Here is a 23,845-nt window from a genome sequence, read left to right on the forward strand (position 1 = left end):
ATGAACGTATTGCGCTAACAGTGAATCAAAATGAATTTGATTTAGAAACTCCGAAAGTAAGACGAGCCCCGCGTCATTGGTTAAGGTACCACCGTCGTTGGCTATTGAGATGACTTTTTGCTCATTGAATGTAAGAGAATTTTGTTGTAAAGTAATAGACATAAGAACGCACTCCTTTATTGTTATGTTTTGTCGACTTTACAATAACACGAAGTGCGTTCTTTTTGTACACCCAGAAGGTGAAGCAACTAAACTTTTAGAAAAATGAGCATACCAATGATTGAATCATTCTTGGAAAAATTTATAAATCATTCAGGCTTTCTTATTTGTCAGTTTTTTGTAGAGGTATTAAAATAAAATGGATCATTTTTTTAGATAAAAAGAGGAGAAAATGTTATGACACAAGAAGAATATGTAGAAATGCTAAAACAATTAAAGAATGGAGAAATTAATGAAATGACGATCGAGCAACAGAATTTTATGACGTTCCGAAAAGCTTGGCTATCGTTTGAAGATCGTTCTTCTTTTGTCGGAGAAGCTGAACTCAACGGTGAAATCATATATAAATATGAACCAAACCATACAGAAGAGTGAATTTGTGAATAATTCTGCGATTTATGGTAGAAAACGGTTGTCTAAAGGGCAAAAAAATGGTAATCTTATCAATTGAAAGGGTTATTAACTATTTTTTTTGCTCGTGTTTAGTGTTAGAAAACCCTCACAAAAATTTGATACCTTAAAGGAGATCGATCGATATGGAAAAAAAAGATTTTAATGTTATTGCTGAAACAGGGATTCATGCTCGTCCAGCAACATTATTAGTACAAACTGCAAGTAAATATAATTCCGATATTAATTTAGAATATAAAGGTAAATCAGTAAACCTAAAATCAATTATGGGAGTCATGTCCTTAGGCGTAGGCCAAGGTTCTGATGTAACAATCTCTGTTGATGGTGCTGATGAATCAGATGCAATGGAAGCAATTGTAGAAACGATGAAAAAGGAAGGATTGTCTGAATAATGACGAATAAGCTAAAAGGGATTGCGGCAAGTGACGGTGTAGCAGTTGCAAAAGCGTACCCGTTAGTGGAACCAGACTTAACTTTTGAAAAAGTAAATGTCGAAGATTCGGATAATGAAAAAACACGTCTTGATGAAGCTTTGAAGGCTTCAGAAAAAGAGCTACAAAAAATTCGGGAAAATGCTGCTGAAGCTTTAGGAGAATCTGAAGCACAAGTTTTTGATGCTCATTTAATGGTAGTTAATGATCCTGAAATGACTGATCAAATTAAACAAAATATCGAAGATAATAAAGTGAATGCAGAACAAGCGTTAAAAAATGTTACAGATTCATTTATCGAAATGTTTGAAGCAATGGAAGATAACTCCTATATGCAAGAACGCGCAGCAGATATTCGAGATGTATCTAAACGTATTTTAGCTCACTTGTTAGGTGTTACTTTACCGGACCCTTCAATGATTAATGAAGAAGTTGTTGTGGTAGCTCATGACTTGGCACCAAGTGATACGGCACAATTAGACCGTAAATATGTAAAAGCTTTTGTTACCGATATTGGCGGACGTACATCTCATTCTGCTATTATGGCCCGTTCTTTAGAAATTCCAGCCATTGTTGGTAGTAAAGAAGTCACTGAAGTAGCTCATGAAGGGGATATTGTTGCTGTGAATGGTATAGAAGGAACAGCAGTAGTAAACCCTACGGATGATGAAAAACAAGAATATATTGAAGCTGGCAAAAAATTTGCTGAACAAAAGAAAGAATGGGAAAAACTGAAAGATGCTGAAACAGTCACTGATGATGGTACACATTTTGACTTAGCAGCAAATATTGGTACACCCAAAGACTTGCCTAGTGTTCATGATAATGGGGCTGAAGCAGTTGGCTTGTACCGTACAGAATTCTTATATATGGATTCTTCTGATTTCCCAACAGAAGAAGACCAATTTAATGCTTATAAGAAAGTTTTAGAAGGCACAAATGGAAAACCAGTTGTGGTACGTACCATGGATATCGGTGGAGATAAAGAACTTCCATATTTGGATCTTCCTAATGAAATGAATCCATTTTTGGGGTACCGTGCGTTGCGGATTAATCTTTCACAATTAGGTGAAGGCATGTTCCGCACACAATTACGAGCTTTATTACGTGCTTCAATTTATGGTGAGCTTCGTATTATGTTCCCTATGGTGGCAACGTTACAAGAGTTCCGTGCTGCTAAAAAAATATATAATGAAGAACGTCAAAAATTAACTGATGAAGGCTATGGAGTGTCTAATTCAGTGCAAGTAGGAATTATGATCGAAATCCCTGCTGCGGCTGTTTTGGCAGATCGCTTTGCCAAAGAAGTTGATTTCTTTAGTATTGGAACAAACGATTTGATTCAATACACAATGGCAGCGGACCGTATGAATGAACAAGTCTCTTATTTGTATCAACCATACAACCCAGCCATTTTACGTTTAGTAAAAAATGTGGTTGACTCTGCTCATAAAGAAGGCAAATGGGCTGGCATGTGTGGCGAAATGGCCGGCGATCAAACAGCTGTTCCATTATTAATGGGAATTGGCTTAGATGAATTTTCAATGAGTGCAACGTCCATTTTGAAAACACGTAGTTTAATGAAAAAATTAGATAACCAAAAAATGCAAGACCTTGCAGATCGCGCTTTAAACGAGTGTGACACAGCAGATGAAGTCATTGCGTTGGTTGAAGAATACACGAATTAATTTATTTGTTAAAAAAGCCTCAGACACTTGATGATATGTCTGAGGCTTTTTATTTTAATCTAAAAATTCTTGATATAAGCGTAATACGTTTTTATTAAACATTTGATCTACCTGTGTGTTAGAAAAATCCGATTTTAATAGGGCGTCATAAATAGAAGGTAAAATAGTTCCTCCTGGTAAATCTTCATGCACTGGAATACCATCAAAGTCCGATCCTAGACCGATACATTCAATGCCTCCTACGTTATGCAGGTGACGGACATGCTGGCAAATCGCGTTTATCAAAGAGCCACTTTCTCTAGCATCTTGCAAAAAATGATCAGCAAAATTGATTCCAATGACTCCACCGCGTTCAGCTATTTTTTTGATTAAATCATCTGACAAATTGCGATAATGTGGGCGAATTCTACGGCTATTTGAATGACTAGCTACAAATGGGCGATCTGTATACTGTAAAACATCATTTACAAGTGCATCAGAACCGTGGGAAACATCAATGATCATTCCTAGTTCATTCATACGTTGAACAATTTCTATCCCTTGATCTGTCAACCCTTTTTGTGGCTGATCTGTTAGCTGTTCATTTCCATCAGCAAAAATCGCATTAGGATAACCAATCTCATTTGGATAGTTCCAAGTAAGAGTCATCATTCGTACCCCTAAGTTATAAAATTCCTCTAGTTTTTCTACGCTACCTTCGATAGGCGCTCCTTCTTCCATTGTTAAAAGGGCGCTCATCCGATTATTGAGTCCATTTTCCAAAATTTGTTCGTAATGAGTAACTGGACGAATTTGTTCCTCATTTTCTTTCATTTCTTCATAAAAAAGGTCAATCATATTTTTGGCTTCTTCATATGGCGAGTCTACCGTTTTTTTATCCATAAAAATAGCGAAATTTTGTAATAAATAATCGCCTGCTTGCATTTTAGGAATATCTAGCTGAAAATCATTTTTCTTTAGATGTGCAGGATTATTTATTGGTGATTGGTAAATTTTCATAATTGTATCACAGTGCATATCTACAACATTCATAAATGAGCCTCCTTTTTGAACATACGTTACTTTAAAGATATCATTTTTTTGAAAAATAAACTAGGAAAAAGATAAAGAGTCTTCTAGAAAGTTTGTAATTAAAGGCTGAATGAACAACAAAGAGGCAAAATGATGTTCATTCAGCAGTTGAATGAATAAGCAAGAGGAAAAACGATGTTCATTCAGCTATCGAACGAACATGGAAGCGAAGGAATAATGTTCACTCAGGTAGTGAATGAACATTATAAACAAAAAACAATATTCATTCAGAGAAATAAAACGCAAAAGTGGAATGAATATAAGTCCTTGGTTGGAGTTAAGTTCTATTTAAAATATGATATACTATAAATTGAACAGGAAAGGGGTTGTTATTCCTTGAGAGTACTGCTTTACTTTGAAGGAAAGAAAATGTTAGAAAAGTCTGGGATCGGCCGAGCATTTGAACATCAAAAAAAAGCTTTGGAAAGCGCTGGAGTAGACTATACTACGGATGTTAGAGATCAAAAATATGATATATTACATATTAATACCTATGGACTAAACGCTCGTAAGACAATCCAGCAAGCTAAAAAACAAGGTAAAAATGTTATTTATCATGCTCATTCCAATGCAGAAGATTTTCAAAATTCCTTTTTAGGAGCGAACGCGATAACGCCTCTTTATAAAAAGTATCTTGTTAATCTTTACTCTTTAGGAGATCATTTACTTACGCCTACACCTTATGCCAAACGTGTTTTACAAGAATATGGGATACAAAAACCGATTGATGTTGTATCTAATGGAGTAAATTTAGCCCAATTTTACCCTGACGCGCAAAAAGAGCAGAAATTTCGGGATTACTTCCAATTATCAGCTGAACAAAAAGTTATTATCTCTGTGGGTCTTTATTTCCAACGCAAAGGTCTTATGGATTTTGTAGAAGTTGCAAAAAAGTTTCCTCAGTATAAGTTTATTTGGTTTGGTCATATTTCTTTATATTCAGTTCCTAAAGCTATTCGTAAAATTGTTCAATATGATCATCCTGATAATGTTATCTTTCCAGGTTACATAAAAGGTGATATTATTGAAGGTGCTTATTCGAATGCGGACTTATTTTTCTTTCCTTCTTATGAAGAAACAGAAGGAATCGTTGTTTTAGAAGCATTAGCTAGCTTGCAAAATGTTCTTGTTCGAGACATTCCTGTATATGAAGGTTGGTTACAAGATAGACACAATTGTTATAAGGGACATAATAATGAAGAATTTAGTCAATTATTGGAAAATATTGTGGAAAAAAAGTTGCCAGATCTTTCAGAAAATGGTTGGCAAACAGCACAAACAAAAAGCATTCAGCATATCGGGACCCATCTAAAATCGATATATGAAACGATGCTTTCTAAAAAATGGTAGATACGTAGTTTGGAGGAAATTTTTGTGAAAATCGGCTTTTTCACAGACACTTACTTTCCTCAAGTGAGTGGTATTGCTACATCAATAAAAACATTAAGGGAAGAATTAATTAAATTAGGTCATGAAGTGATTATATTTACAACAACAGATCCTAATGCTCCTGATTACGAAGAAGGAATTATCCGTATGCCTAGTGTCCCTTTTGTATCTTTTAAGGATCGGAGAATTGTGGTACGTGGGATGTTGGATGCCTATATGATTGCTAAACATTTTGAACTCGATCTGATTCATACTCACACAGAATTTGGCGCAGGTTTTTTAGGGAAAGTCGTTGGGAAAAAACTTCATATACCAGTGGTTCATACTTATCATACAATGTATGAAGATTACTTACATTATATTGCTCGAGGAAAAGTTGTACGCCCTAGCCATGTGAAAATATTTTCTCGTATTTTTGCAAATCATACAACGGGGGTGGTTTGTCCTAGTAAACGAGTAATTCGAACGTTAAAAGACTATGGCGTGATATCTCCAATGCGTGTCATTCCTACTGGGATTGAAACGAAGAAATTTGAGCTTACAACGAATAGTCCAATTAACGTTGCTCAATTACGTGCTTCTTTGGGGATGAGAGAAGAGGATACTTTTCTATTGTCGTTAAGTCGTGTTTCTTATGAAAAAAATATCCAAGCTTTAGTTCAAAGAATGCCAGATGTTTTACAAGCCGACTCTAATGTTTTTTTAGTCATTGTCGGCAAAGGCCCTTATGAAGAAGAATTAAAACAGTTAGCTTTTGATGAAGGCGTCAGAGATAAAGTTATTTTTGTCGGAGAAGTCCCTAATGATCGAGTAGCTTTATATTACCAAGCGGCTGACTATTTTGTTTGTACTTCTACCTCAGAAAGCCAAGGCTTAACTTATCTTGAGGCACTGGCTTCTGGAACGCAACTTGTGGTTGAAGGAAATGACTACTTGGAACAATTAATTGATGATCCTTCATTAGGAGTTACATTTTCAACAGATGACGATTTTGTTCCAACTTTACTTTCTTACATGGCAGAAAATCCTGCCAAGAATCAAGAGATTCTAACTAAGAAAAAGTATGAAATTTCTGTTGAACATTTTGTTAAATCGATTCTTTCTTTCTATCATGAAATGATGGACTACCATGAAAAGACACAAGAGCAAGAACAAAAAACTGAGATCAATACAAATGAAAAAACCAAAAGACATAAACGTTTGTTTCGAGGAATTTTTCATTAGTTATTCAAAAACCCTTACTTTTCGCGTATACTAAAAGTAAGGGTTTTTATTATTAACAAAGGAGGAGTTTCTAAATGAAGGTTGGTTTTATAGGAACTGGAGTTATGGGACACGCAATTGTGTTACGTCTAATGAACGCAGGACATGAATTATTCGTATATAATCGTACAAAAAATAAGACAGATGATTTAGTAGCTGAGGGGGCTACTTGGAAAGATACCCCCAAAGAAATTACCGATGCGAGTGACATTGTTTTTACTATGGTAGGCTACCCTCAAGATGTGGAACAGGTATATTATGAAGAAGGTACAGGCGTTTTTTCTAGTGATGTGAATCATAAGATATTAGTTGATTTGACCACTAGTACCCCTTCTTTGGCAGAACAAATTGACCAAACCGCACGAAATAATGGAGCCGCTAGCTTAGACGCCCCTGTTTCTGGCGGAGATTTAGGGGCAAAAAATGGAACATTAACGATTATGATAGGTGGCGAGCAGTCCATTTACGAAAAAGTGTTGCCGCTTTTTGAAAAAATGGGACAAGCTTACACCTTGCATGGAACAGCTGGTAAAGGCCAACATACCAAAATGGCCAATCAAATTATGATTGCAGGAACGATGACTGGTATGACTGAGATGCTGGTTTATAGTCAAAAAGCTGGTTTATCTTTGGAAAATGTGATGAACACTTTAGCAGGAGGCGCTGCTGCAAATTGGTCAATGACTAATTATGGACCACGTATTTTAAAAAAAGACTATACGCCTGGATTTTTCGTTAAGCACTTTATTAAAGATTTGAAGATCGCTTTAGATGAAGCTGAAAAAATGGAAACAACTTTACCTAGTACGCATCTAGCCGCTCAACTTTATGAAAAACTGGCAGGTCAAGGAAGTGAAGATGACGGCACACAAGCACTTATTAAACTTTGGTGGGGGAACGGAACAAATTCTTAAGAACGAAAAAAATTGAAAAAAACACCCACAAGCTTCCTTCTTTTTGTTAAAATATAACAGAAATGTGAATAAAAGAGGAGGCACTCAGGATGCAAAATTCCCAATTAGTTGCTATCATCAAACGACTTGAGGCAATGATCGAAGCACAAGATAGTGAAGTGCAAGTACGTCGCTTTGAAAAAGAAGGCGTTGAAAAATGTATGGTAACTTATGATAATGTTACAGCAACTTTTGAATTAACTGAAGCTCAAACAAATCAAGCTTATCAGTTTGATAATATCGATATTGTAGCAATGGAGATCTATGATTTAATCCAATAAAAAAGGGCTCGAAAAGCTAGCTTTAGCGACTAACTTTTCGAGTTCTTTTCTTTTGTATATTATTCGTTAAAAAACAATAAAAAAGCGTTGGTTTCTAGGAAAGCTATTTACACAAAACTACAGTATGTTAAAATTATTTGCAAGTCAAACTAATATTGCCTGCTTTTTAATCACCTGTGAAGGAAAATATAAAAAAATAAGGTTGCATTTTTTTTGAATTTCATTTATAGTTTGATTGTCAAATCGTTTGATAATCAAACTATTCGGATGGTGTTAATGAATGGAACCCAATTTTGAACGAATCAATACATTACTAGTTGAAGCTTTTAATGATATTTTAGTAATTGAAGAATCTGAATTGAAAAAATCACAGTTTAATGACTTATCAATTACTGAGATGCATACGATCGAAGCAATTGGAATGTATAAAAAAAAGACTACTTCTGAAGTGGCTAAAGAACTTTCGATCACTGTTGGGACATTGACGATTGCAATCAACCGTTTGGTGAAAAAAGGCTATGTTGAGCGTCTTCGTAGCGAAGATGATCGGCGTGTTGTCAAATTAGGTTTGTCTAAGAAAGGGCGATTGATTTTTCGTGTTCATCAACGTTTTCATATGAGAATGGTAAGAAGCATTTTACAAGGTATGAGCGATGAAGAATCGGTGGCTTTACAAATGGCTTTAGAAAATCTACACGGTTTTCTACAAGATTATAAGTGAGTGTAATTGGATGAATAGTTTTGCAAAGATCACGCAGACCGCTAGTTTTGTACCAGAAACAATCGTGACAAATGATCAATTGGCGCAAATAATGGACACAAGTGATGATTGGGTTAGTACTCGCACAGGGATAAAAGAACGTCGTATTGCAATAGAAGAAAATACGTCAGATCTTTGTATCAAGGTAGCAGAACAATTATTGGAAAAAAGTGATTCTACTGCAGATGAGCTCGATTTTATTATTGTAGCTACAATGTCTCCTGATTATAACAGTCCCTCAGTGGCTTGTTTAGTACAAGGAGCTATTGGTGCGAATAACGCGATGTGTTTTGATTTAAGCGCTGCTTGTTCAGGCTTTGTTTATGCATTGTCGATAGGTGACAAAATGATTCGCACAGGTGCTAAGAAAGGCCTGATTATTGGTGGGGAAGTTATTTCTAAAGTACTAGATTGGACTGATCGTTCGACCGCTGTGTTATTTGGCGATGGCGCAGGGGGTGTTTTATTAGAAGCTTCTCAAAAAGAACATATTACGGCTGAAAGTTTACAAGCAGATGGCAAGCGAGCAATGTCTCTAACATCTGGTTTTACGCCTCTTGATAATCCTTATGTCAAAGAAAAACCAACTCAAGATTCTTCTTTAACAATGGAGGGACGAGAAATTTTTGATTTTGCGGTTAGAGATGTCGTAGAACAAATTAAGCAAGTGATGAATAAACAAGATAAAGAAATAGATTATTTCTTACTTCATCAAGCAAATGCGCGAATTTTAGATAAGATTGCTAAAAAGATAGGCGTTTCCCGAGCTCGATTTTTACAAAATATGGATAAATATGGAAATACTTCTGCTGCTTCATTACCGATCTTGCTAGATGAAGCAGTGGCTAGTGGAAAAATTGCACTTGGAAGCCAGCGGAACATCATTCTTTCAGGTTTTGGCGGTGGTTTAACTTGGGCAACAGTTTCTGTAGTATTATAAACTTGATAGAAGAACTAATAAAATAAATGATTAATGGAGGAATAATAGGATGGTATTTGAAAAAATTCAAGGAATTGTAGCAGAAGAATTAGATAAGGAAAAAGATGAAATTCAATTAACAACGAATATTCAAGAGGACTTAGAAGCAGATAGCTTGGATCTATTTCAAATTATTAACGAAATAGAAGATGAATTTGATGTCAAAATCGAAACAGATGAAAACATTCAAACAGTAGATGACTTAGTGAAATATGTAGAAAAACAACAAGCTTAATTTTTAAGGCTGGGCCCAAAGCCTGGCCTTTGCTTTTGGTATGAATTTCTACATTCCTAACTTTAAAAAGAACTTACATATTTTAAAAGTAGTTTTAAAGGAGAAAAGGATGAAAACAGCTTTTTTATTTAGTGGCCAAGGGGACCAATACCCTGGCATGGGCAAAGAACTTTATGATCAATTTGATATTGTAAGACAAACGTTTCAGCAAGCTTCAAATGTCTTAGGTTACGATATGGCTGAATTGTGCTTTACAGAAAATGAGCAACTAGATTTGACTGAATATACACAACCAGCGATTTTAACTGTTAGTGTCGCTTTTTTACGCTTATTAAGGGAGAAAGGTATTACGCCAGACGCTACAGCAGGATTAAGTTTAGGCGAATATTCTGCCTTAGTGGCAAGTGGCGCCTTAGATTTTGAAACAGCAGTTGCTTTAGTGGCAAAACGTGGGAAATATATGGCAGAAGCCGTGCCAACAGGTGTTGGTAAAATGGTGGCTGTTATGAATACACCTATAGATACAATCGAACAAGCTTGTCAAAAGGCTAGCGAATACGGCATTGTTTCTCCAGCTAACTACAATACGCCCAAACAAATTGTGATTGGCGGGGAAAAAGAAGCCGTTGATTACGCAGTTGAACTATTAGAAGAAGCAGGCGCGCGTCGCATGATGCCCTTAAATATTAGTGGTCCTTTTCATACAAAACTACTAGCACCCGCGGCACAGCAGTTAGAAAAAACCTTGCAAGATGTCACTTTTCATGAAATGCAAATTCCTGTGATTAGTAATACCACTGCTAAAGTGATGAAACAAGATGAAATCAAACATTTATTAACATTACAAGTGCAATCACCTGTTCGTTTTTACGAAAGTGTAGAAACTTTAAAAGAACTAGGAATTGAACATGTGATTGAAGTCGGTCCAGGAAAAACGATCACCGGTTTTATGAAAAAGATAGATAAATCAATAAAAGTGAATCGGGTGTCGGATGCATCCACTCTGCAAGAAACGGAAGAATGAGGCGAATGAATGGAGGAATCTATGGAACTGCAAGGTAAAAATGTCTTTATCACTGGGAGCACACGTGGTATTGGTTTAGCGATTGCTAAAGCATTTGCGCAAGAAGGTGCCAATATTGTATTAAACGGACGCAAAGAAATTTCGGAAGAGTTGATCACTGAAATAAAAAATTTCGGGGTAAACTGCATTGGCTTATCAGGAGATATATCGGATTTTTCAAGCGCTAAACAAATGATCGAACAAGCACAAGAACAATTAGGTGACATTCATGTTCTAGTTAATAACGCTGGAATGAACAATGATAAACTATTACTTCGCATGAAAGAAGAAGATTTTGAAAGTGTCCTAAAAGTTAATCTAACGGGGACATTTAATATGACACAACCGTTATTGAAAAAAATGTTAAAACAAAAACAAGGCGTTATTATTAATATGGCAAGTGTTTCTGGTTTAATGGGCAATATGGGCCAAGCCAATTACGCGGCAAGTAAAGCTGGTGTCGTAGGTTTTACAAAAACAGTGGCAAAAGAAGCAGCTTCTCGCGGAATTACTTGCAATGCGATTGCCCCAGGTTTTATTACTACGGATATGACCGACGTGTTGTCAGATAAGGTGAAAACACAAATTAATGAGACGGTTCCTTTACAACGTTTAGGCAATCCAGAAGACATCGCTCAAACAGCTATCTTCTTAGCCCAAAACCCATATATCACTGGGCAAGTTATTAGCGTGGATGGCGGATTAACCATGTAAGGTTAAAAGAAAGATTCTTTTTGCAAATGGAAGGAGAAACATTATGAATCGAGTAGTTATCACAGGTTATGGTGTTGTTTCGCCGATTGGAAACGACCCAGAAGCTTTTTTGACAAGTTTACAAAATGGGACAAATGGCATAGATAAAATTACGAAATTTGATGCAGAAGATACTGGAGTTTCTGTAGCTGGAGAGGTCAAAGATTTTCCTTTAGAGAAATATTTTAAGAAAAAAGATACAAAACGGATGGATTTATTTTCTTTATATGGAGTTTACGCTGCACTTGACGCTTTAGAAATGGCTGAACTAGATACAAATGAAACCGATATGGATCGTTTTGGTGTTATGGTAGGCTCAGGGATTGGCGGATTACCTACAATCCAAGAACAAGTAACACGGATGAACGAAAAAGGGGCAGACCGAGTTTCACCTATGTTTGTACCAATGTCAATTGTCAACATGGTAGCAGGCAATATTGCTATGCGTGTTGGAGCTAAAGGAGTTTGTACATCAACTGTTACAGCTTGTGCTACGGGAAATAATTCCATTGGAGAAGCTTTCCGTAATATCAAACATGGCTATCAAGATGTGATGCTTGCCGGAGGTTCGGAATCAACTATTTGCGAAATTGGAATTTCAGGTTTTGCTTCTTTAACAGCTTTGAGTCGCAACGAAGATCCAAACTATGCATCAACACCATTTGATACTAATCGTTCGGGTTTCGTTATGGGAGAAGGAGCCGGCGTTCTTTTACTGGAATCATTAGAACATGCTCAAGCTCGTGGTGCAAATATTCTAGGTGAAGTTGTGGGCTATGGCGCCAATTGTGACGCCTATCATATGACCGCGCCTAATCCGGATGGTTCTGGAGCTGGTAAAGCGATGAAATTAGCTATGGAAGAAGCGCAAATTTCTCCAGAACAAGTAGGCTACGTAAACGCTCATGGTACTGCGACACCAGCAAATGATGTTTCTGAAGCAACAGCTATTCATTATGGCTTAGGCGAATATGCAAGTGATGTTTATGTTAGTAGTACAAAATCGATGACGGGGCATCTACTAGGGGCTGCTGGTGGAATTGAATCCGTAGCTTCGTTATTAGCTCTACAACATCAATTCGTGCCTGCTAGTATTAATATTACTGAAAAAGATCCTGAGATTGATTTAAATGTGGTCCAAAACGAAAGTATTGATGCTAATTTAGAGTGTGTATTAAGTAATTCCATGGGCTTTGGCGGCCATAATGCCGTATTAGTGATGAAACGTTGGGAGGCATAAGGATGCAACAAGAAGAGTTAAAAGACCTGCTTACAATTTTTGACCAATCGTCTTTGACTGAGCTTAATTTAAAAGATGGTGGGTTTGAATTATATTTTAATAAAACGACAACACCAAGAAGCCAAGCAGCTCCGGCGACGATTTCCGAACAACCAGCTGCTACCACAACGGTAGAAAATGCAGCAGCGACACAAGCTGAGACACCACAAACGGCGTCAACACAAGATGAGCAAGCTCAAGAAGCAGTCGTAGAAGGAACAGAGATCGTTTCTCCTATTGTTGGTGTGATTTATCTACGACCAGCACCGGAAAAACCAGACTTCAAAAAAGTTGGAGATCATGTCGAAGCGGGTGAAGTCGTTTGTATCGTTGAAGCCATGAAAGTCATGAATGAAATAACAAGTGATGTCTCTGGTGAAATTGTTGAAGTACTTGTAGAAAACGAAGAAGTTGTTGAATTTAATCAACCACTGTTTAAAGTGAAAGAAGGTTAATTATGTCAGTAATGAATATTCAAGAAATTAAAGAAATCATTCCTCATCGCTTTCCTATGCTTTTGCTTGATCGCATTGAAGAATTAGAAGAAGGAAAACGGATTGTAGCTAAAAAAAATGTTACGGTAAATGAGCCCTTTTTTCAAGGACACTTTCCTCATGAACCAGTTATGCCCGGTGTTTTAATCATTGAAGCTATGGCACAAGCAGGGGCAGTTTCTTTACTTAGCTTAGAACAGTTTCGTGGCAAAACAGCTTATTTTGGCGGTATTGATAAGGCAAAATTCCGCAAAAAAGTTACTCCAGGTGATACACTGATGCTAGAAATCGAACTTTTAAAAGTAAAATCTTCAGCTGGTGTTGGTAAAGGTGTTGCTCGAGTTGATGGCAAGAAAGTAGCAGAAGCAGAATTAACGTTCATGATTGGATAGGTGACTTATGTTTTCAAAGATTTTAGTTGCAAACCGCGGTGAAATTGCGGTAAGAATTATACGTGCTTGTCGTGAATTAGGTATTCATACTGTTGCTGTTTATTCAGAAGCTGACAAAGATGCTTTGCATGCTGAATTAGCTGATGAAGCGATTTGTATTGGCCCTGCACGTTCCTCAGATTCTTATTTAAATGTCCAGCAAATTTTAAGTGCAGCTCATGTAACAAAGGCAGAAGCCATCCACCCGGGCTTTGGCTTCTTATCAGAAAATGCTCGCTTTGCTGAGATGTGTGAAGAAATGAATGTTGTTTTTATCGGTCCCAAAAGTAAAACAATTGATGATATGGGCAACAAAATCAACGCTAGAAAATTGATGAGAGCTGCTAATGTCCCCGTTGTTCCAGGCAGTCCTGGAGCGATTAGTGATGTAAACGAAGCTGTACAAATTGCTGATGAGATTGGTTTTCCCATCATGTTAAAAGCTGCTGCCGGTGGCGGTGGCAAAGGGATTCGTAAAATCTATAATAAAGAAGATTTACCGCAAAGTTTTGCTTCTGCACAACAAGAGGCTAACGCAGCTTTTGGCGATGATTCAATGTATATTGAAAAGATTGTTTATCCAGCACGGCATATTGAAATTCAAATTCTAGCCGATAATTTCGGTCATGTGATACACTTAGGGGAAAGGGATTGTTCACTACAACGCAATAACCAAAAAGTCTTAGAAGAATCTCCTTCTGTAGTGATTGATGAACAAAAACGGCAAGAAATTGGAATGACTGCAGTCAAAGCAGCTCAAGCTGTGGACTATTGTAATGCGGGAACCATTGAATTTTTAATGGATGAAGATGGCAATTTCTATTTCATGGAAATGAATACCCGGATTCAGGTAGAACACCCTATTACTGAAATGGTTACAGGAATTGATATTGTGAAAAAACAATTGGAAATTGCTAGTGGTCGAGAATTAACGATTGAACAAGAAGCTGTGCAATTCAATGGGCATGCGATTGAATGCCGTATTAATGCGGAAAATCCAAACTTTAATTTTGCGCCATCTCCTGGTAAAATCGAAAACTTATTGTTACCAGCTGGAGGGTTAGGCGTACGTGTTGAAAGTGCGATGTATTCTGGTTATACAATCCCCCCTTATTACGATTCGATGATTGCTAAAGTTATTGCTTATGCAGATACGCGTTTTGAAGCGTTGATGAAAATGCAACGAGCATTAAGCGAACTTGTGACAGATGGTGTTGTAACGAACGCTGAATTTCAATTAGATTTAATCAGTCATCCCAAAGTACTTTCTGGCGATTACAATACCGCCTTTTTACAAGAAGAATTTTTACCGAATTGGACACCTGAAGACTAGGAGGCGCAGCAAATGGCATTGTTTAAAAAGAAGAAGGATTATATCAAAATCAATCCTAATCGAAATGCGAAACCTATGAACGAGCCTACGGTCCCAGATGATATGTGGGCAAAATGTCCAAGCTGCAAACGTATTTTATACACAAAGGAAATAGGAGAAGAAAGTGTTTGTCCCAACTGTGGCTATAATTTTCGTATCAGTGCTAGCCAACGCCTAGCATTGGTTGCTGATGAAGATACTTTTTCAGAATGGGATACGGATATAGATACTCAAGATCCTCTTAACTTTCCTGGCTATCAAGAAAAAGTGCAAAAGATGCAAGAAAAAAATAATCTACACGAAGCTGTTTTAACTGGTACTGCAGAGGTATCAGGAGAGCAAGTGGCACTTGGTATTATGGATTCGCATTTTATTATGGCAAGTATGGGTACCGTCGTAGGAGAAAAAATTACGCGTTTATTTGAAAAAGCCACTGAACAAGGATTACCTGTTGTTTTATTTACAGCTTCTGGTGGCGCGCGCATGCAAGAAGGCATTTTTTCTTTGATGCAGATGGCCAAAGTTTCGGCTGCTGTAAAAAAACATAGCAATGCTGGTTTACTTTACTTAACGATTTTAACAGATCCAACGACTGGCGGCGTTACTGCAAGTTTTGCCATGCAAGGAGATATTATTCTTTCTGAGCCACAAGCTTTAATCGGTTTTGCTGGTAGGCGAGTGATTGAAAATGCAATAAAACAAGAACTTCCAGAAGATTTTCAACGAGCAGAATTTCTTTTGGAACATGGTTTTGTCGACCAAATTGTGACACGTAAAGAGTTAAAATCACGTATCTATGAATTAGTTCATATGCATATGATGAAAGGGTGGCGTTAAGATGGAAAAATCTGCTCATGAGATCGTTCAACTAGCTCGTGACCAAAAACGCCTCACTTCTCTAGATTTTATTGAACAGATCTTTGAAAACTTTCAAGAATTTCACGGGGATCGTTATTACGCAGACGATGGAGCCATTGTTGGTGGTATAGCTTTATTAGATGATAAGCCAGTAACAGTCATTGGTATTCAAAAAGGGAAAAACCTACCTGAAAACTTAAAGCGTAATTTTGGCTCACCTAAGCCCGAAGGATATCGTAAGGCATTACGACTGATGAAACAGGCAGAAAAATTTAATCGACCTGTTGTAACTTTTATCAATACCTCCGGCGCATATTCTGGTGTTAGTGCAGAAGAACGTGGTGAAGGTGAAGCAATCGCCAAAAACTTGTATGAAATGGCAGATTTAAATGTCCCCGTAATTTCGATTATTATTGGTGAAGGCGGTAGTGGTGGCGCCTTAGCCTTAGCTGTAACGGATGAAGTTTGGATGCTAGAACATTCAATTTATGCAGTATTACCTCCCGAAAGTTTTGCTTCGATTCTATGGAAAGATAGTAGTCGATCAGAAGAAGCTGCGGATTTAATGAAAATTACTGCTCAAGAACTCAAAGAATTAGACGTAATTGAACAGATCATCCCTGAAACTTTTCGCGGTGAGCCACTATCAGAAGAAGCAATTTTACGGCGTGTTAAAGCTGATTTAACTTGGAAATTGAAAGATCTCGCTAAAAAGAACCCTGCAGAGTTGGTCAAAAAGCGTTATGAACGTTTTCGTAAATTTTAAATGCATCGGGTTGTATTATTCAACCGATGCTTTTTTATAAATGATTTTGATAAAAGAAGCGAGAGTAGATTGGTCTTCTGTCAAAAATTGGACACAAATCTAAAGGAAAACTTGTAAAGAACTTTAAAATAAGAGAATTCTGTTGTATTAGTGCAAAAATATTCAGAAAATTTGGCAAAAATTATTGACTTATTGCTCATTTTTAGTTATTTTGTCTATTAACAACTTCTGATTAGGTGATTCTTATGAGTAATAAGCGCTTTATTTGTGAAATTATTTTCTTATTATTATAAAACAAGGCTCTTTTTTTATAGTAAAAAGGGTCTTATTCGCATTGCACAAAGGGGAAAACCTTGTGGAATGCTTTTTTGTATTTTTAATTAGAAAATCAAAAGAGAACTAAAATTTGATTATAATGAAAAAAGGAGACGTTAAATGAAAAAGAAAATTGTTGTTTTAGCAGGAGACGGTATTGGTCCAGAAATAATGAATAGTGCAATACAAGTATTAAAAAAAGTATTTGAAAATAGTTACCTTCGTTTTGATTTTGAAGAGCACTTTTTTGGAGGAGCAGGAATTGATGTTAAAAATGATCCATTACCTGAAGAAACATTAGCTGCCTGTAAACAAGCAGATGCCATCTTATTAGGTGCTATTGGCGGTCATAAATGGGAAACAGCGGTTAGAACGCCAGAAAAAGGGCTATTAGATTTGAGAAAAGCTTTGAACCTATTTGTTAATGTTCGACCTACTTTTGTATCGGATGCTTTATTACATTTATCCCCTATAAAAAAAGAGATTGTTCAAGGAACCGATTTAGTAGTTATTCGTGAACTCATAGGAGGTATATACTTTGGGGAGCCTAGATATTTGGGAGCAGAAGAAGCATATGACACTAATCGTTATAATGTAGAAGAAATTAAACGGGTTGTTCGTTATGCTTTTGAAATGGCACAAAATAGACGACAACATGTGCTTTCAGTAGATAAAGCGAATGTACTAGCTACAAGTAAATTATGGCGCAAAGTGACCGAAGAGGTGGCTAAAGAATTCCCAGATTGTAAGCTTGAGCATCAATACGTAGACGCTGCAGCAATGCGTATAATTCAAAATCCCAAGGCATTTGATGTGATTGTTACGGAAAATTTATTCGGGGATATTTTAAGTGATGAGGCTTCCGTACTACCAGGGACCTTAGGCGTACTTCCCAGTGCTAGTCATGGTCAAGAAAATGTTTCTTTATACGAGCCGATTCATGGCTCTGCCCCGGATGTTGCTGGAAAAAACATAGCTAATCCTGTTTCAATGATTTTATCAGCAAGTTTAATGTTGCGTGAGTCTTTTGATATGTATGAAGAATCACAAAAAATCGAGACTGCCTGTTTTAAAGTGATGGAAGAAGGAGTTTTAACGAAAGATTTAGGAGGTACAGCGTCTACTACAGATTTTACAGCTGCTGTAATAACAAAATTAAATTAAAGGGGGCTTTTTTATGGAAAAAACGTTGTTTGATAAAATATGGGAGAAACATGTTATCGAGGGAAATGAGGGAGAAGCACAGCTTTTATATACCGATTTGCAGATAATTCATGAAGTAACGTCCCCTCAAGCTTTTGAGGGACTACGTGAAACTGGAAGAACCGTACGTCAGCCCAATAAAACTTTTGCGACGATGGATCATAATGTACCTACTAAAGATATCTTTCACATTACAGATCTAGTTGCCAAAAAACAGATGGATACGTTAAGGAGGAACTGTGAAGAATTTGGTGTTACTCTATGTGATAATGGCTCTGTTCGGCAAGGAATTGTTCATATGGTCGGACCGGAAGTCGGATTGACACAACCTGGTAAGACAATTGTCTGTGGGGACTCACATACTGCAACTCATGGGGCTTTTGGCGCAATTGCTTTTGGCATTGGAACAAGTGAAGTGGAGCATGTATTGGCTACCCAAACAATATGGCAGAAAAAACCCAAACGTATGGGAATTCACATAACGGGCCAATTACAGCCAGGCGTATATGCTAAAGATATTATCCTAGCTTTAATTGCGACTTACGGTGTTGATTTTGGTGTAGGCTATGCAGCGGAATTTTATGGAGATACCATCGAAAACCTTACTATGGAAGAAAGAATGACCATTTGCAACATGTCGATTGAAGGGGGCGCTAAGATGGGGATCATTGCCCCGGATGAAAAAGCTTTTGAATATGTACAAGGTCGGGAGTATGCTCCAAAAGATATGGAAAGTGCCGTAGCGGACTGAAAAAATTTATATACAGATGAAAATGCGGTATTTGATTATCTTATTGAAATGGACGCTTCTGCATTAGAACCCTATGTTACCTGGGGAACCAATCCAGAAATGGCTGGTCCCATCAACGCTTCTTTTCCTGAAATTAAGGATCATAATGACCAGCTGGCGTATGAATACATGGATCTACATCCAGGACAATATGCAAGTGATATAAAAATTGAATATGTTTTTATTGGCTCTTGTACAAACGGAAGATTATCAGATCTTCAAGAAGCAGCAAAAATACTTTCAAATAAAAAGATTAAAAAAGGGGTGACCGGGGTTGTCGTACCTGGATCAAGACCTGTCAGACAAGCTGCAGAAAAAATAGGACTGGATCAAGTATTTATTCAGGCTGGTTTTGAGTGGCGGGAGCCAGGATGCTCTATGTGTCTGGGGATGAATCCGGATAAAGTTCCAGAATTCGTTCATTGTGCCTCTACTTCGAATCGTAATTTTGCGGGTCGGCAAGGCAAAAATGCTCGAACACATCTTTGTAGTCCAGCGATGGCAGCTGCTGCAGCTATTAACGGAAAATTTGTGGATATACGTCAGATGGCAGGGGGAATAAACTAATGGAAGCTTTCACAATTTATCAAGGGAAGACAGTTCCTTTTATGAATAATAATTTAGATACAGATCAAATTATTCCTAAGACTTATCTAAAACGAATTGAAAAAACGGGCTTTGGTCAATTTTTATTTGATGATTGGCGTTATTTGGAAAAACGTAAACCCAATCCTGATTTTGTTTTAAATGATCCACAATATAGTGAAGCGACTATCTTGCTTTCTGGAGACAACTTTGGCTCAGGTTCTTCACGGGAACATGCGGTTTGGGCCATTAAAGATTATGGCTTTCGAGTAGTCATTGCAAGTAGTTTTGGCGATATTTTCTATATGAATGCATTAAAAAATGGTTTGTTATTGATCACTTTGCCACAAGAAACCTTACAACAGCTTGCTGCGTTATCTCCTGATGACAAGGTAACCATTGATTTACCTCATCAAAAGGTCATTTCTAGGAAAGAAGAATTCTCTTTTTCGATCGATCAAAGTTGGAAAGAGAAATTGATCAAAGGACTCGATGAAATTGGGACTACATTGCAAAATATAGATAAAATTGAAGCTTACGAACAAACAATTCCGTCCTACTGGAAGTAAGAAAAACATTATCTTAAAGAGTCCTCTTAATGCTATAATGGAAAAAGCAAGGAAGCAAAAGCGGAGGCAGGTACAGATGAAAGTAACAAATGAAATGATTCATCCGGAATTGCGTACTATTGGAACGGTTATTCGTCACAGTTTTCATTTTAAAAAGGAAGCGACTTTTCGACGAATACAAAAACTAATAAAGGTTAGTCGTCGGTTCTTAATCTCTAAAAACTTACAATGGAAAAATTATACGACAATTTCTGCTCATAATGATCAACTGAAATTTTCCGTGGCAAAAAGTCACGCTCCTAAGGATAATGCTGTTGGGGTTCTTTGGATACATGGAGGCGGATATGGCGTTGGTGTACCGGAACAAGACAGTGGCTTTGCGCAAAATTTTATTCACGCAGCAAACTGTGTTGTCGTCTTACCAGACTATCGTCTATCCATTGATGAACCCTTTCCTGCAGCGTTAGAAGACTGCTATGATACTTTAGTTTGGATGAAAGAACATGCCGCTGAACTTGGTATACGTTCTGATCAAATTTTTGTAGGTGGAAATAGCGCTGGGGGCGGTTTGACCGCGGCTCTATCTCTTTTAGCGCGTGACCGTGGAGAAGTTAATATTGCTTTTCAAATGCCGCTTTATCCTATGCTTGATGATCGTATGATTACCTCCTCTTCACAAAACAATGATGCACCTATCTGGGACACACAGGCAAATAAAGTCGCTTGGCAGATGTACCTAAAAAAGGATTATCAAAAAGAGAATGTATCAAGTTATGCTGCTCCGGCCAGAGCAAAGAATTATCGAAATTTACCACCAACCTATACATTTGTTGGTGATATTGAACCTTTCTTTGATGAGACGAAAATGTATATTAACCAATTAAACAAAGCTGGTGTGAAAGCGACAATGGACAGTTATCCAGGCTGTTTTCATGCTTTTGATCAGCTATCACAGTTTAATATAGCCAGAAAGGCAACAATCAATTTTCTTGGGCAGTTTATTTTTGCAACGAGGTATTATTTTGCTGAGCAAAAGTAGGGTTATACTATGGCATGTTCCAATTGTGATAAAACAGGTATAGGTAAAATGAAATATAGAAATAGGAGAAAGAAGTTATGGAAGAATTTCGTTATTGTCGTCAATCAAAGGTTATTCAAAATCATCGGATTTTTCCTTCGGATTTGAATCCTTTTGGCGCTTTATTTGGAGGAAAACTGATGACAATTATTGATGATGCTTCGTCAATTTCCATTACTAGGCATTGTAGAAGAGGAGCTGTGACCGCTTCTATTGATCAGATGAATTTTTTAAACCCATTGCAAAGTAATCACTCAGTGTGTGTGGAATCTTACGTGTCTGGCACGCATCATAAATCGATGGAAGTTTTCGTCAAAGTTATCGGAGAAGACCTTGTTACAGGAGAGCGTTATTTAGCAGCGACTTGTTTTACGACTTTTGTGGCCATTCCTTCGCATATGAATGAGGAAAAAGAATTTATTGTGCCTAAAGTAACGCCACAAACAGAAGAGGAAAAGCTAGTATGTGATGGTTATGAGAAAAGAAGAGTAAAGAGACTTGCTGAGCAGTCAGAGTATAAGGATTTTGTGACAAAACTTTCAACAGAACTGCCGTGGTAAATATAAAAAGTGAACGTAAAATGACTTCCAACAAACAAGAAGTTCTCTTGTTTGTTGGCGTTTTTTTATAATTAATGATTCAAAAATTAATTAACTGTTGAAAGCGGTATCAAATTATTTTAAAATAAAATAAGGCGAACCTAAAATTAAAATAGAATGAAAGAGGTTTTTATGAAAATATACTCTGCAGAGAAAGAAGAATACCTGAAATTAATTGATAAAAATCAAGCTGAAGAGGGAACTGTCCGAAATCATAAGTTAGCTGAACAACTAGGCATAGCTAATTCTTCGGTAACTGAAATGTTTCTTAAAATGTCACAAAAAGGGCTAATAGTATACAAACCCTATAAAGGGGTGAAACTTACAGAAGAAGGGGCAGCACATATATTTTATGGCAAACCTAAAAAATAAGTCGACAACACCATAACTATTATAGTATTTTAACTTTAATAGGTTTGATTCCTATAAAAAATAAATGATAATGAATCTCGTTATCAAAAAGAATGGAGAGAAGGTATGAAAAAATCTGTCAGTTTATTGTTGACGGCTATGTCGTTATTCATTCTAGCTGCTTGTGGTGGCTCTAACGGAGGTAATGAAGGAGGAAATGCTGATGAGGCTGAAGGAACACCAACTGTTACTGTTACTACTTCCTTTTTACAGGACATGGTGACTCAATTGGCTGGAGATCAAGTAGAGATAGAACAAGTGATTCCAGCTGGAGAAGATCCTCACTTATACGTTGCTACACCGGATGATATGAATTTGTTAGAATCAGCGGATTTAGTATTATATCATGGCTTGCATTTTGAAGGACAAATGGTGGATGCTTTAGAGAATACTGGAACGGCCGTAACAGAAGAAGTTCCAGAATCCGAATTAACAACGATGGAAGAAGATGGCTCAGAAGTTGTCGATCCTCACTTTTGGTTTGATATCGATTTATATAAACAAGCAGTAGATGAAGCAGCTGATGAGTTAGTCACTTTATTAGACGATGAAAATATTACAGAGAATGCGGAAGAGTACAAACAAGAATTAGATGAGTTAGATCAAGAAAACGCAGACAAAGTCAGTGAAATTCCTGAAGAAGGACGCTACTTAATTACCCCACATGATGCCTTTAATTATTTTGCTGAAAGTTATGGTATGGAAGTAGTTGCGCCACAAGGTGTTAGTACAGAATCAGAAGCATCTAATGCAGATATATCAGCAACAGTCGATTTTATTGTTGATAACGAAATAAGTGCTGTTTTTGCGGAGTCTACGACCGATCCAGCACGTATGGAACGATTACAAGAAGACGTTGAGGCAAACGGTGGAGAAGTTGAAGTTGTCAGTGGTGAAGGACAAGAGCTTTTCTCAGATTCATTAGCGCCAGTAGGTGAAGATGGAGACACTTATATAGATATGTATCGTCATAATGTTGACTTAATTGTAGAACATTTGAGATAAAAGGAGTCCTATCATGTCAAATGTAGTTGAAATAAAAAATTTAAATATGGCTTATAATGACAGCCCTGTACTTTGGAATATTAATTTATCCATTGCCAACAATAGCAAAACAGCTATTGTTGGTCCCAATGGGGCGGGTAAATCGACTTTGATTAAAGGAATTTTGGGCCTTTTGCGTCCAATTTCTGGCAAAGTGAAGATTCTTGGTCATGACTATAAAAAAGTGTATAAAAAAATAGCCTATGTTCCTCAATCAAATAGTGTTCATTGGGATTTTCCAACAACCGTGCTAAGTGTAAAATTTATTGAGGTTCCCTCTAGACGAATAAAAAAGAAACCGTTACTCTATTCATTGGGCTGACAGGCACTAATGAATAAAGGCGGTTTCTTATGGATTCTATTGTAACAGATTTAGTGGAAGTAATGAAGAAGGAAAGAAATTTTTTAGCAAGAGAAAGAGCCATGATGATTTTTTTTGCGCAACTGATAGCGACAATCACCCAACTAGCTTTTCAAACGCTCGATGAAGAAATTTGTGCCCAATGGAAGAAAGAAGGCTTTCGCGTCGACCGCAAAAGCGAAAGAACCATCACC

At 37.0% G+C, this 23,845-nt stretch carries 26 protein-coding genes and 3 pseudogenes; 27 read left to right on the plus strand and 2 right to left on the minus strand.

The window, feature by feature from the left end:
- Nucleotides 1–162: pseudogene (locus G577_RS12705) on the minus strand (IS1380 family transposase); the annotation flags it as partial.
- A gap of 234 nt (nucleotides 163–396) precedes the next feature.
- On the opposite strand from G577_RS12705, the gene G577_RS0106040 reads away from it, so the two are divergent.
- The 3 genes from G577_RS0106040 to ptsP all read left to right on the plus strand — a co-directional run bounded on the left by G577_RS0106040 (nucleotide 397) and on the right by ptsP (nucleotide 2,749).
- Nucleotides 397–594 (plus strand): hypothetical protein, encoded by a 198-nt coding sequence (locus tag G577_RS0106040; protein WP_028790439.1) that lies wholly within the window; start codon nucleotides 397–399, stop codon nucleotides 592–594.
- A gap of 161 nt (nucleotides 595–755) precedes the next feature.
- Nucleotides 756–1,022, plus strand: coding sequence for a phosphocarrier protein HPr (locus tag G577_RS0106045; protein WP_028790440.1), 267 nt, complete (start codon nucleotides 756–758; stop codon nucleotides 1,020–1,022).
- Nucleotides 1,022–2,749 carry a phosphoenolpyruvate--protein phosphotransferase gene (gene ptsP / locus G577_RS0106050; protein ID WP_028790441.1) on the plus strand — a complete coding sequence of 576 codons (1,728 nt, stop codon included), beginning with the start codon at nucleotides 1,022–1,024 and terminating at the stop codon, nucleotides 2,747–2,749. Before G577_RS0106045 ends, ptsP begins: the two co-directional genes overlap by 1 nt.
- Nucleotides 2,750–2,803: 54 nt before the next feature.
- Here ptsP and G577_RS0106055 read toward each other — a convergent pair whose 3' ends face one another.
- Complete coding sequence (locus tag G577_RS0106055; protein ID WP_028790442.1) at nucleotides 2,804–3,781, minus strand: dipeptidase; 978 nt, start codon at nucleotides 3,779–3,781, stop codon at nucleotides 2,804–2,806.
- Nucleotides 3,782–4,156: 375 nt separating this feature from the next.
- On the opposite strand from G577_RS0106055, the gene G577_RS0106065 reads away from it, so the two are divergent.
- The 24 genes and pseudogenes from G577_RS0106065 to G577_RS0106180 all read left to right on the plus strand — a co-directional run.
- Nucleotides 4,157–5,170, plus strand: coding sequence for an LTA glycolipid anchor biosynthesis glycosyltransferase, IagA/BgsA family (locus G577_RS0106065; protein ID WP_028790443.1), 1,014 nt, complete (start codon nucleotides 4,157–4,159; stop codon nucleotides 5,168–5,170).
- Between the two features lie 24 nt (nucleotides 5,171–5,194).
- A complete protein-coding gene (locus tag G577_RS0106070) occupies nucleotides 5,195–6,433 on the plus strand; it encodes a glycosyltransferase family 4 protein (RefSeq protein ID WP_028790444.1) in 1,239 nt (412 codons plus the stop codon).
- Nucleotides 6,434–6,507: 74 nt separating this feature from the next.
- Nucleotides 6,508–7,386 (plus strand): NAD(P)-dependent oxidoreductase, encoded by an 879-nt coding sequence (locus G577_RS0106075; protein WP_028790445.1) that lies wholly within the window; start codon nucleotides 6,508–6,510, stop codon nucleotides 7,384–7,386.
- 89 nt (nucleotides 7,387–7,475) lie between these two features.
- A complete protein-coding gene (locus G577_RS0106080) occupies nucleotides 7,476–7,706 on the plus strand; it encodes a YkuJ family protein (protein ID WP_028790446.1) in 231 nt (76 codons plus the stop codon).
- A 280-nt stretch (nucleotides 7,707–7,986) separates the two neighbouring features.
- Nucleotides 7,987–8,427, plus strand: a complete 441-nt coding sequence (gene fabT, locus G577_RS0106085) for a fatty acid biosynthesis transcriptional regulator FabT (protein WP_028790447.1) — start codon at nucleotides 7,987–7,989, stop codon at nucleotides 8,425–8,427.
- A gap of 10 nt (nucleotides 8,428–8,437) precedes the next feature.
- Complete coding sequence (locus tag G577_RS0106090) at nucleotides 8,438–9,406, plus strand: beta-ketoacyl-ACP synthase III (protein WP_028790448.1); 969 nt, start codon at nucleotides 8,438–8,440, stop codon at nucleotides 9,404–9,406.
- A 49-nt stretch (nucleotides 9,407–9,455) separates the two neighbouring features.
- Entirely contained in the window at nucleotides 9,456–9,680 is a 225-nt protein-coding gene (locus G577_RS0106095) for an acyl carrier protein (protein ID WP_028790449.1), read from the plus strand.
- 109 nt (nucleotides 9,681–9,789) lie between these two features.
- Nucleotides 9,790–10,704: an ACP S-malonyltransferase gene (gene fabD / locus G577_RS0106100; RefSeq protein ID WP_028790450.1), complete on the plus strand. Its 915-nt coding sequence runs from the start codon at nucleotides 9,790–9,792 to the stop codon at nucleotides 10,702–10,704.
- A 21-nt stretch (nucleotides 10,705–10,725) separates the two neighbouring features.
- Nucleotides 10,726–11,457 carry a 3-oxoacyl-[acyl-carrier-protein] reductase gene (gene fabG, locus G577_RS0106105; RefSeq protein ID WP_028790451.1) on the plus strand — a complete coding sequence of 244 codons (732 nt, stop codon included), beginning with the start codon at nucleotides 10,726–10,728 and terminating at the stop codon, nucleotides 11,455–11,457.
- A 43-nt stretch (nucleotides 11,458–11,500) separates the two neighbouring features.
- The gene (gene fabF / locus G577_RS0106110) at nucleotides 11,501–12,736 is read left to right on the plus strand and encodes a beta-ketoacyl-ACP synthase II (protein ID WP_028790452.1); all 1,236 of its coding nucleotides are present in this window, start codon (nucleotides 11,501–11,503) and stop codon (nucleotides 12,734–12,736) included.
- 2 nt (nucleotides 12,737–12,738) lie between these two features.
- Entirely contained in the window at nucleotides 12,739–13,230 is a 492-nt protein-coding gene (gene accB / locus G577_RS0106115) for an acetyl-CoA carboxylase biotin carboxyl carrier protein (RefSeq protein ID WP_028790453.1), read from the plus strand.
- 11 nt (nucleotides 13,231–13,241) lie between these two features.
- A complete protein-coding gene (fabZ, locus tag G577_RS0106120; RefSeq protein WP_028790454.1) occupies nucleotides 13,242–13,661 on the plus strand; it encodes a 3-hydroxyacyl-ACP dehydratase FabZ in 420 nt (139 codons plus the stop codon).
- Nucleotides 13,662–13,668: 7 nt separating this feature from the next.
- Nucleotides 13,669–15,033: an acetyl-CoA carboxylase biotin carboxylase subunit gene (locus G577_RS0106125; protein ID WP_028790455.1), complete on the plus strand. Its 1,365-nt coding sequence runs from the start codon at nucleotides 13,669–13,671 to the stop codon at nucleotides 15,031–15,033.
- Nucleotides 15,034–15,045: 12 nt separating this feature from the next.
- On the plus strand, nucleotides 15,046–15,909 hold the full coding sequence (accD, locus tag G577_RS0106130) for an acetyl-CoA carboxylase, carboxyltransferase subunit beta (RefSeq protein ID WP_028790456.1): 864 nt from the start codon (nucleotides 15,046–15,048) through the stop codon (nucleotides 15,907–15,909).
- Nucleotide 15,910: 1 nt separating this feature from the next.
- A complete protein-coding gene (locus G577_RS0106135) occupies nucleotides 15,911–16,696 on the plus strand; it encodes an acetyl-CoA carboxylase carboxyl transferase subunit alpha (RefSeq protein WP_028790457.1) in 786 nt (261 codons plus the stop codon).
- 435 nt (nucleotides 16,697–17,131) lie between these two features.
- Nucleotides 17,132–18,175, plus strand: a complete 1,044-nt coding sequence (leuB, locus tag G577_RS0106140; protein WP_028790458.1) for a 3-isopropylmalate dehydrogenase — start codon at nucleotides 17,132–17,134, stop codon at nucleotides 18,173–18,175.
- 13 nt (nucleotides 18,176–18,188) lie between these two features.
- Nucleotides 18,189–19,571, plus strand: a pseudogene (gene leuC, locus G577_RS11135) (3-isopropylmalate dehydratase large subunit).
- On the plus strand, nucleotides 19,571–20,158 hold the full coding sequence (gene leuD / locus G577_RS0106150) for a 3-isopropylmalate dehydratase small subunit (RefSeq protein WP_028790459.1): 588 nt from the start codon (nucleotides 19,571–19,573) through the stop codon (nucleotides 20,156–20,158). Before leuC ends, leuD begins: the two are co-directional and overlap by 1 nt.
- A gap of 76 nt (nucleotides 20,159–20,234) precedes the next feature.
- Nucleotides 20,235–21,197 carry an alpha/beta hydrolase gene (locus G577_RS0106155; protein WP_028790460.1) on the plus strand — a complete coding sequence of 321 codons (963 nt, stop codon included), beginning with the start codon at nucleotides 20,235–20,237 and terminating at the stop codon, nucleotides 21,195–21,197.
- 77 nt (nucleotides 21,198–21,274) lie between these two features.
- Nucleotides 21,275–21,796 (plus strand): acyl-CoA thioesterase, encoded by a 522-nt coding sequence (locus tag G577_RS0106160; protein WP_028790461.1) that lies wholly within the window; start codon nucleotides 21,275–21,277, stop codon nucleotides 21,794–21,796.
- A 156-nt stretch (nucleotides 21,797–21,952) separates the two neighbouring features.
- Nucleotides 21,953–22,207, plus strand: coding sequence for a metal-dependent transcriptional regulator (locus G577_RS0106165; protein ID WP_081675735.1), 255 nt, complete (start codon nucleotides 21,953–21,955; stop codon nucleotides 22,205–22,207).
- A gap of 105 nt (nucleotides 22,208–22,312) precedes the next feature.
- On the plus strand, nucleotides 22,313–23,251 hold the full coding sequence (locus tag G577_RS0106170; RefSeq protein WP_028790463.1) for a metal ABC transporter solute-binding protein, Zn/Mn family: 939 nt from the start codon (nucleotides 22,313–22,315) through the stop codon (nucleotides 23,249–23,251).
- 13 nt (nucleotides 23,252–23,264) lie between these two features.
- A complete protein-coding gene (locus G577_RS11140) occupies nucleotides 23,265–23,612 on the plus strand; it encodes an ATP-binding cassette domain-containing protein (protein ID WP_051176672.1) in 348 nt (115 codons plus the stop codon).
- A gap of 29 nt (nucleotides 23,613–23,641) precedes the next feature.
- Nucleotides 23,642–23,845: pseudogene (locus tag G577_RS0106180) on the plus strand (ISLre2-like element ISTeha1 family transposase); the annotation flags it as partial.

Source organism: Tetragenococcus muriaticus DSM 15685 (genome assembly GCF_000423785.1).
Taxonomy (GTDB): domain Bacteria; phylum Bacillota; class Bacilli; order Lactobacillales; family Enterococcaceae; genus Tetragenococcus; species Tetragenococcus muriaticus.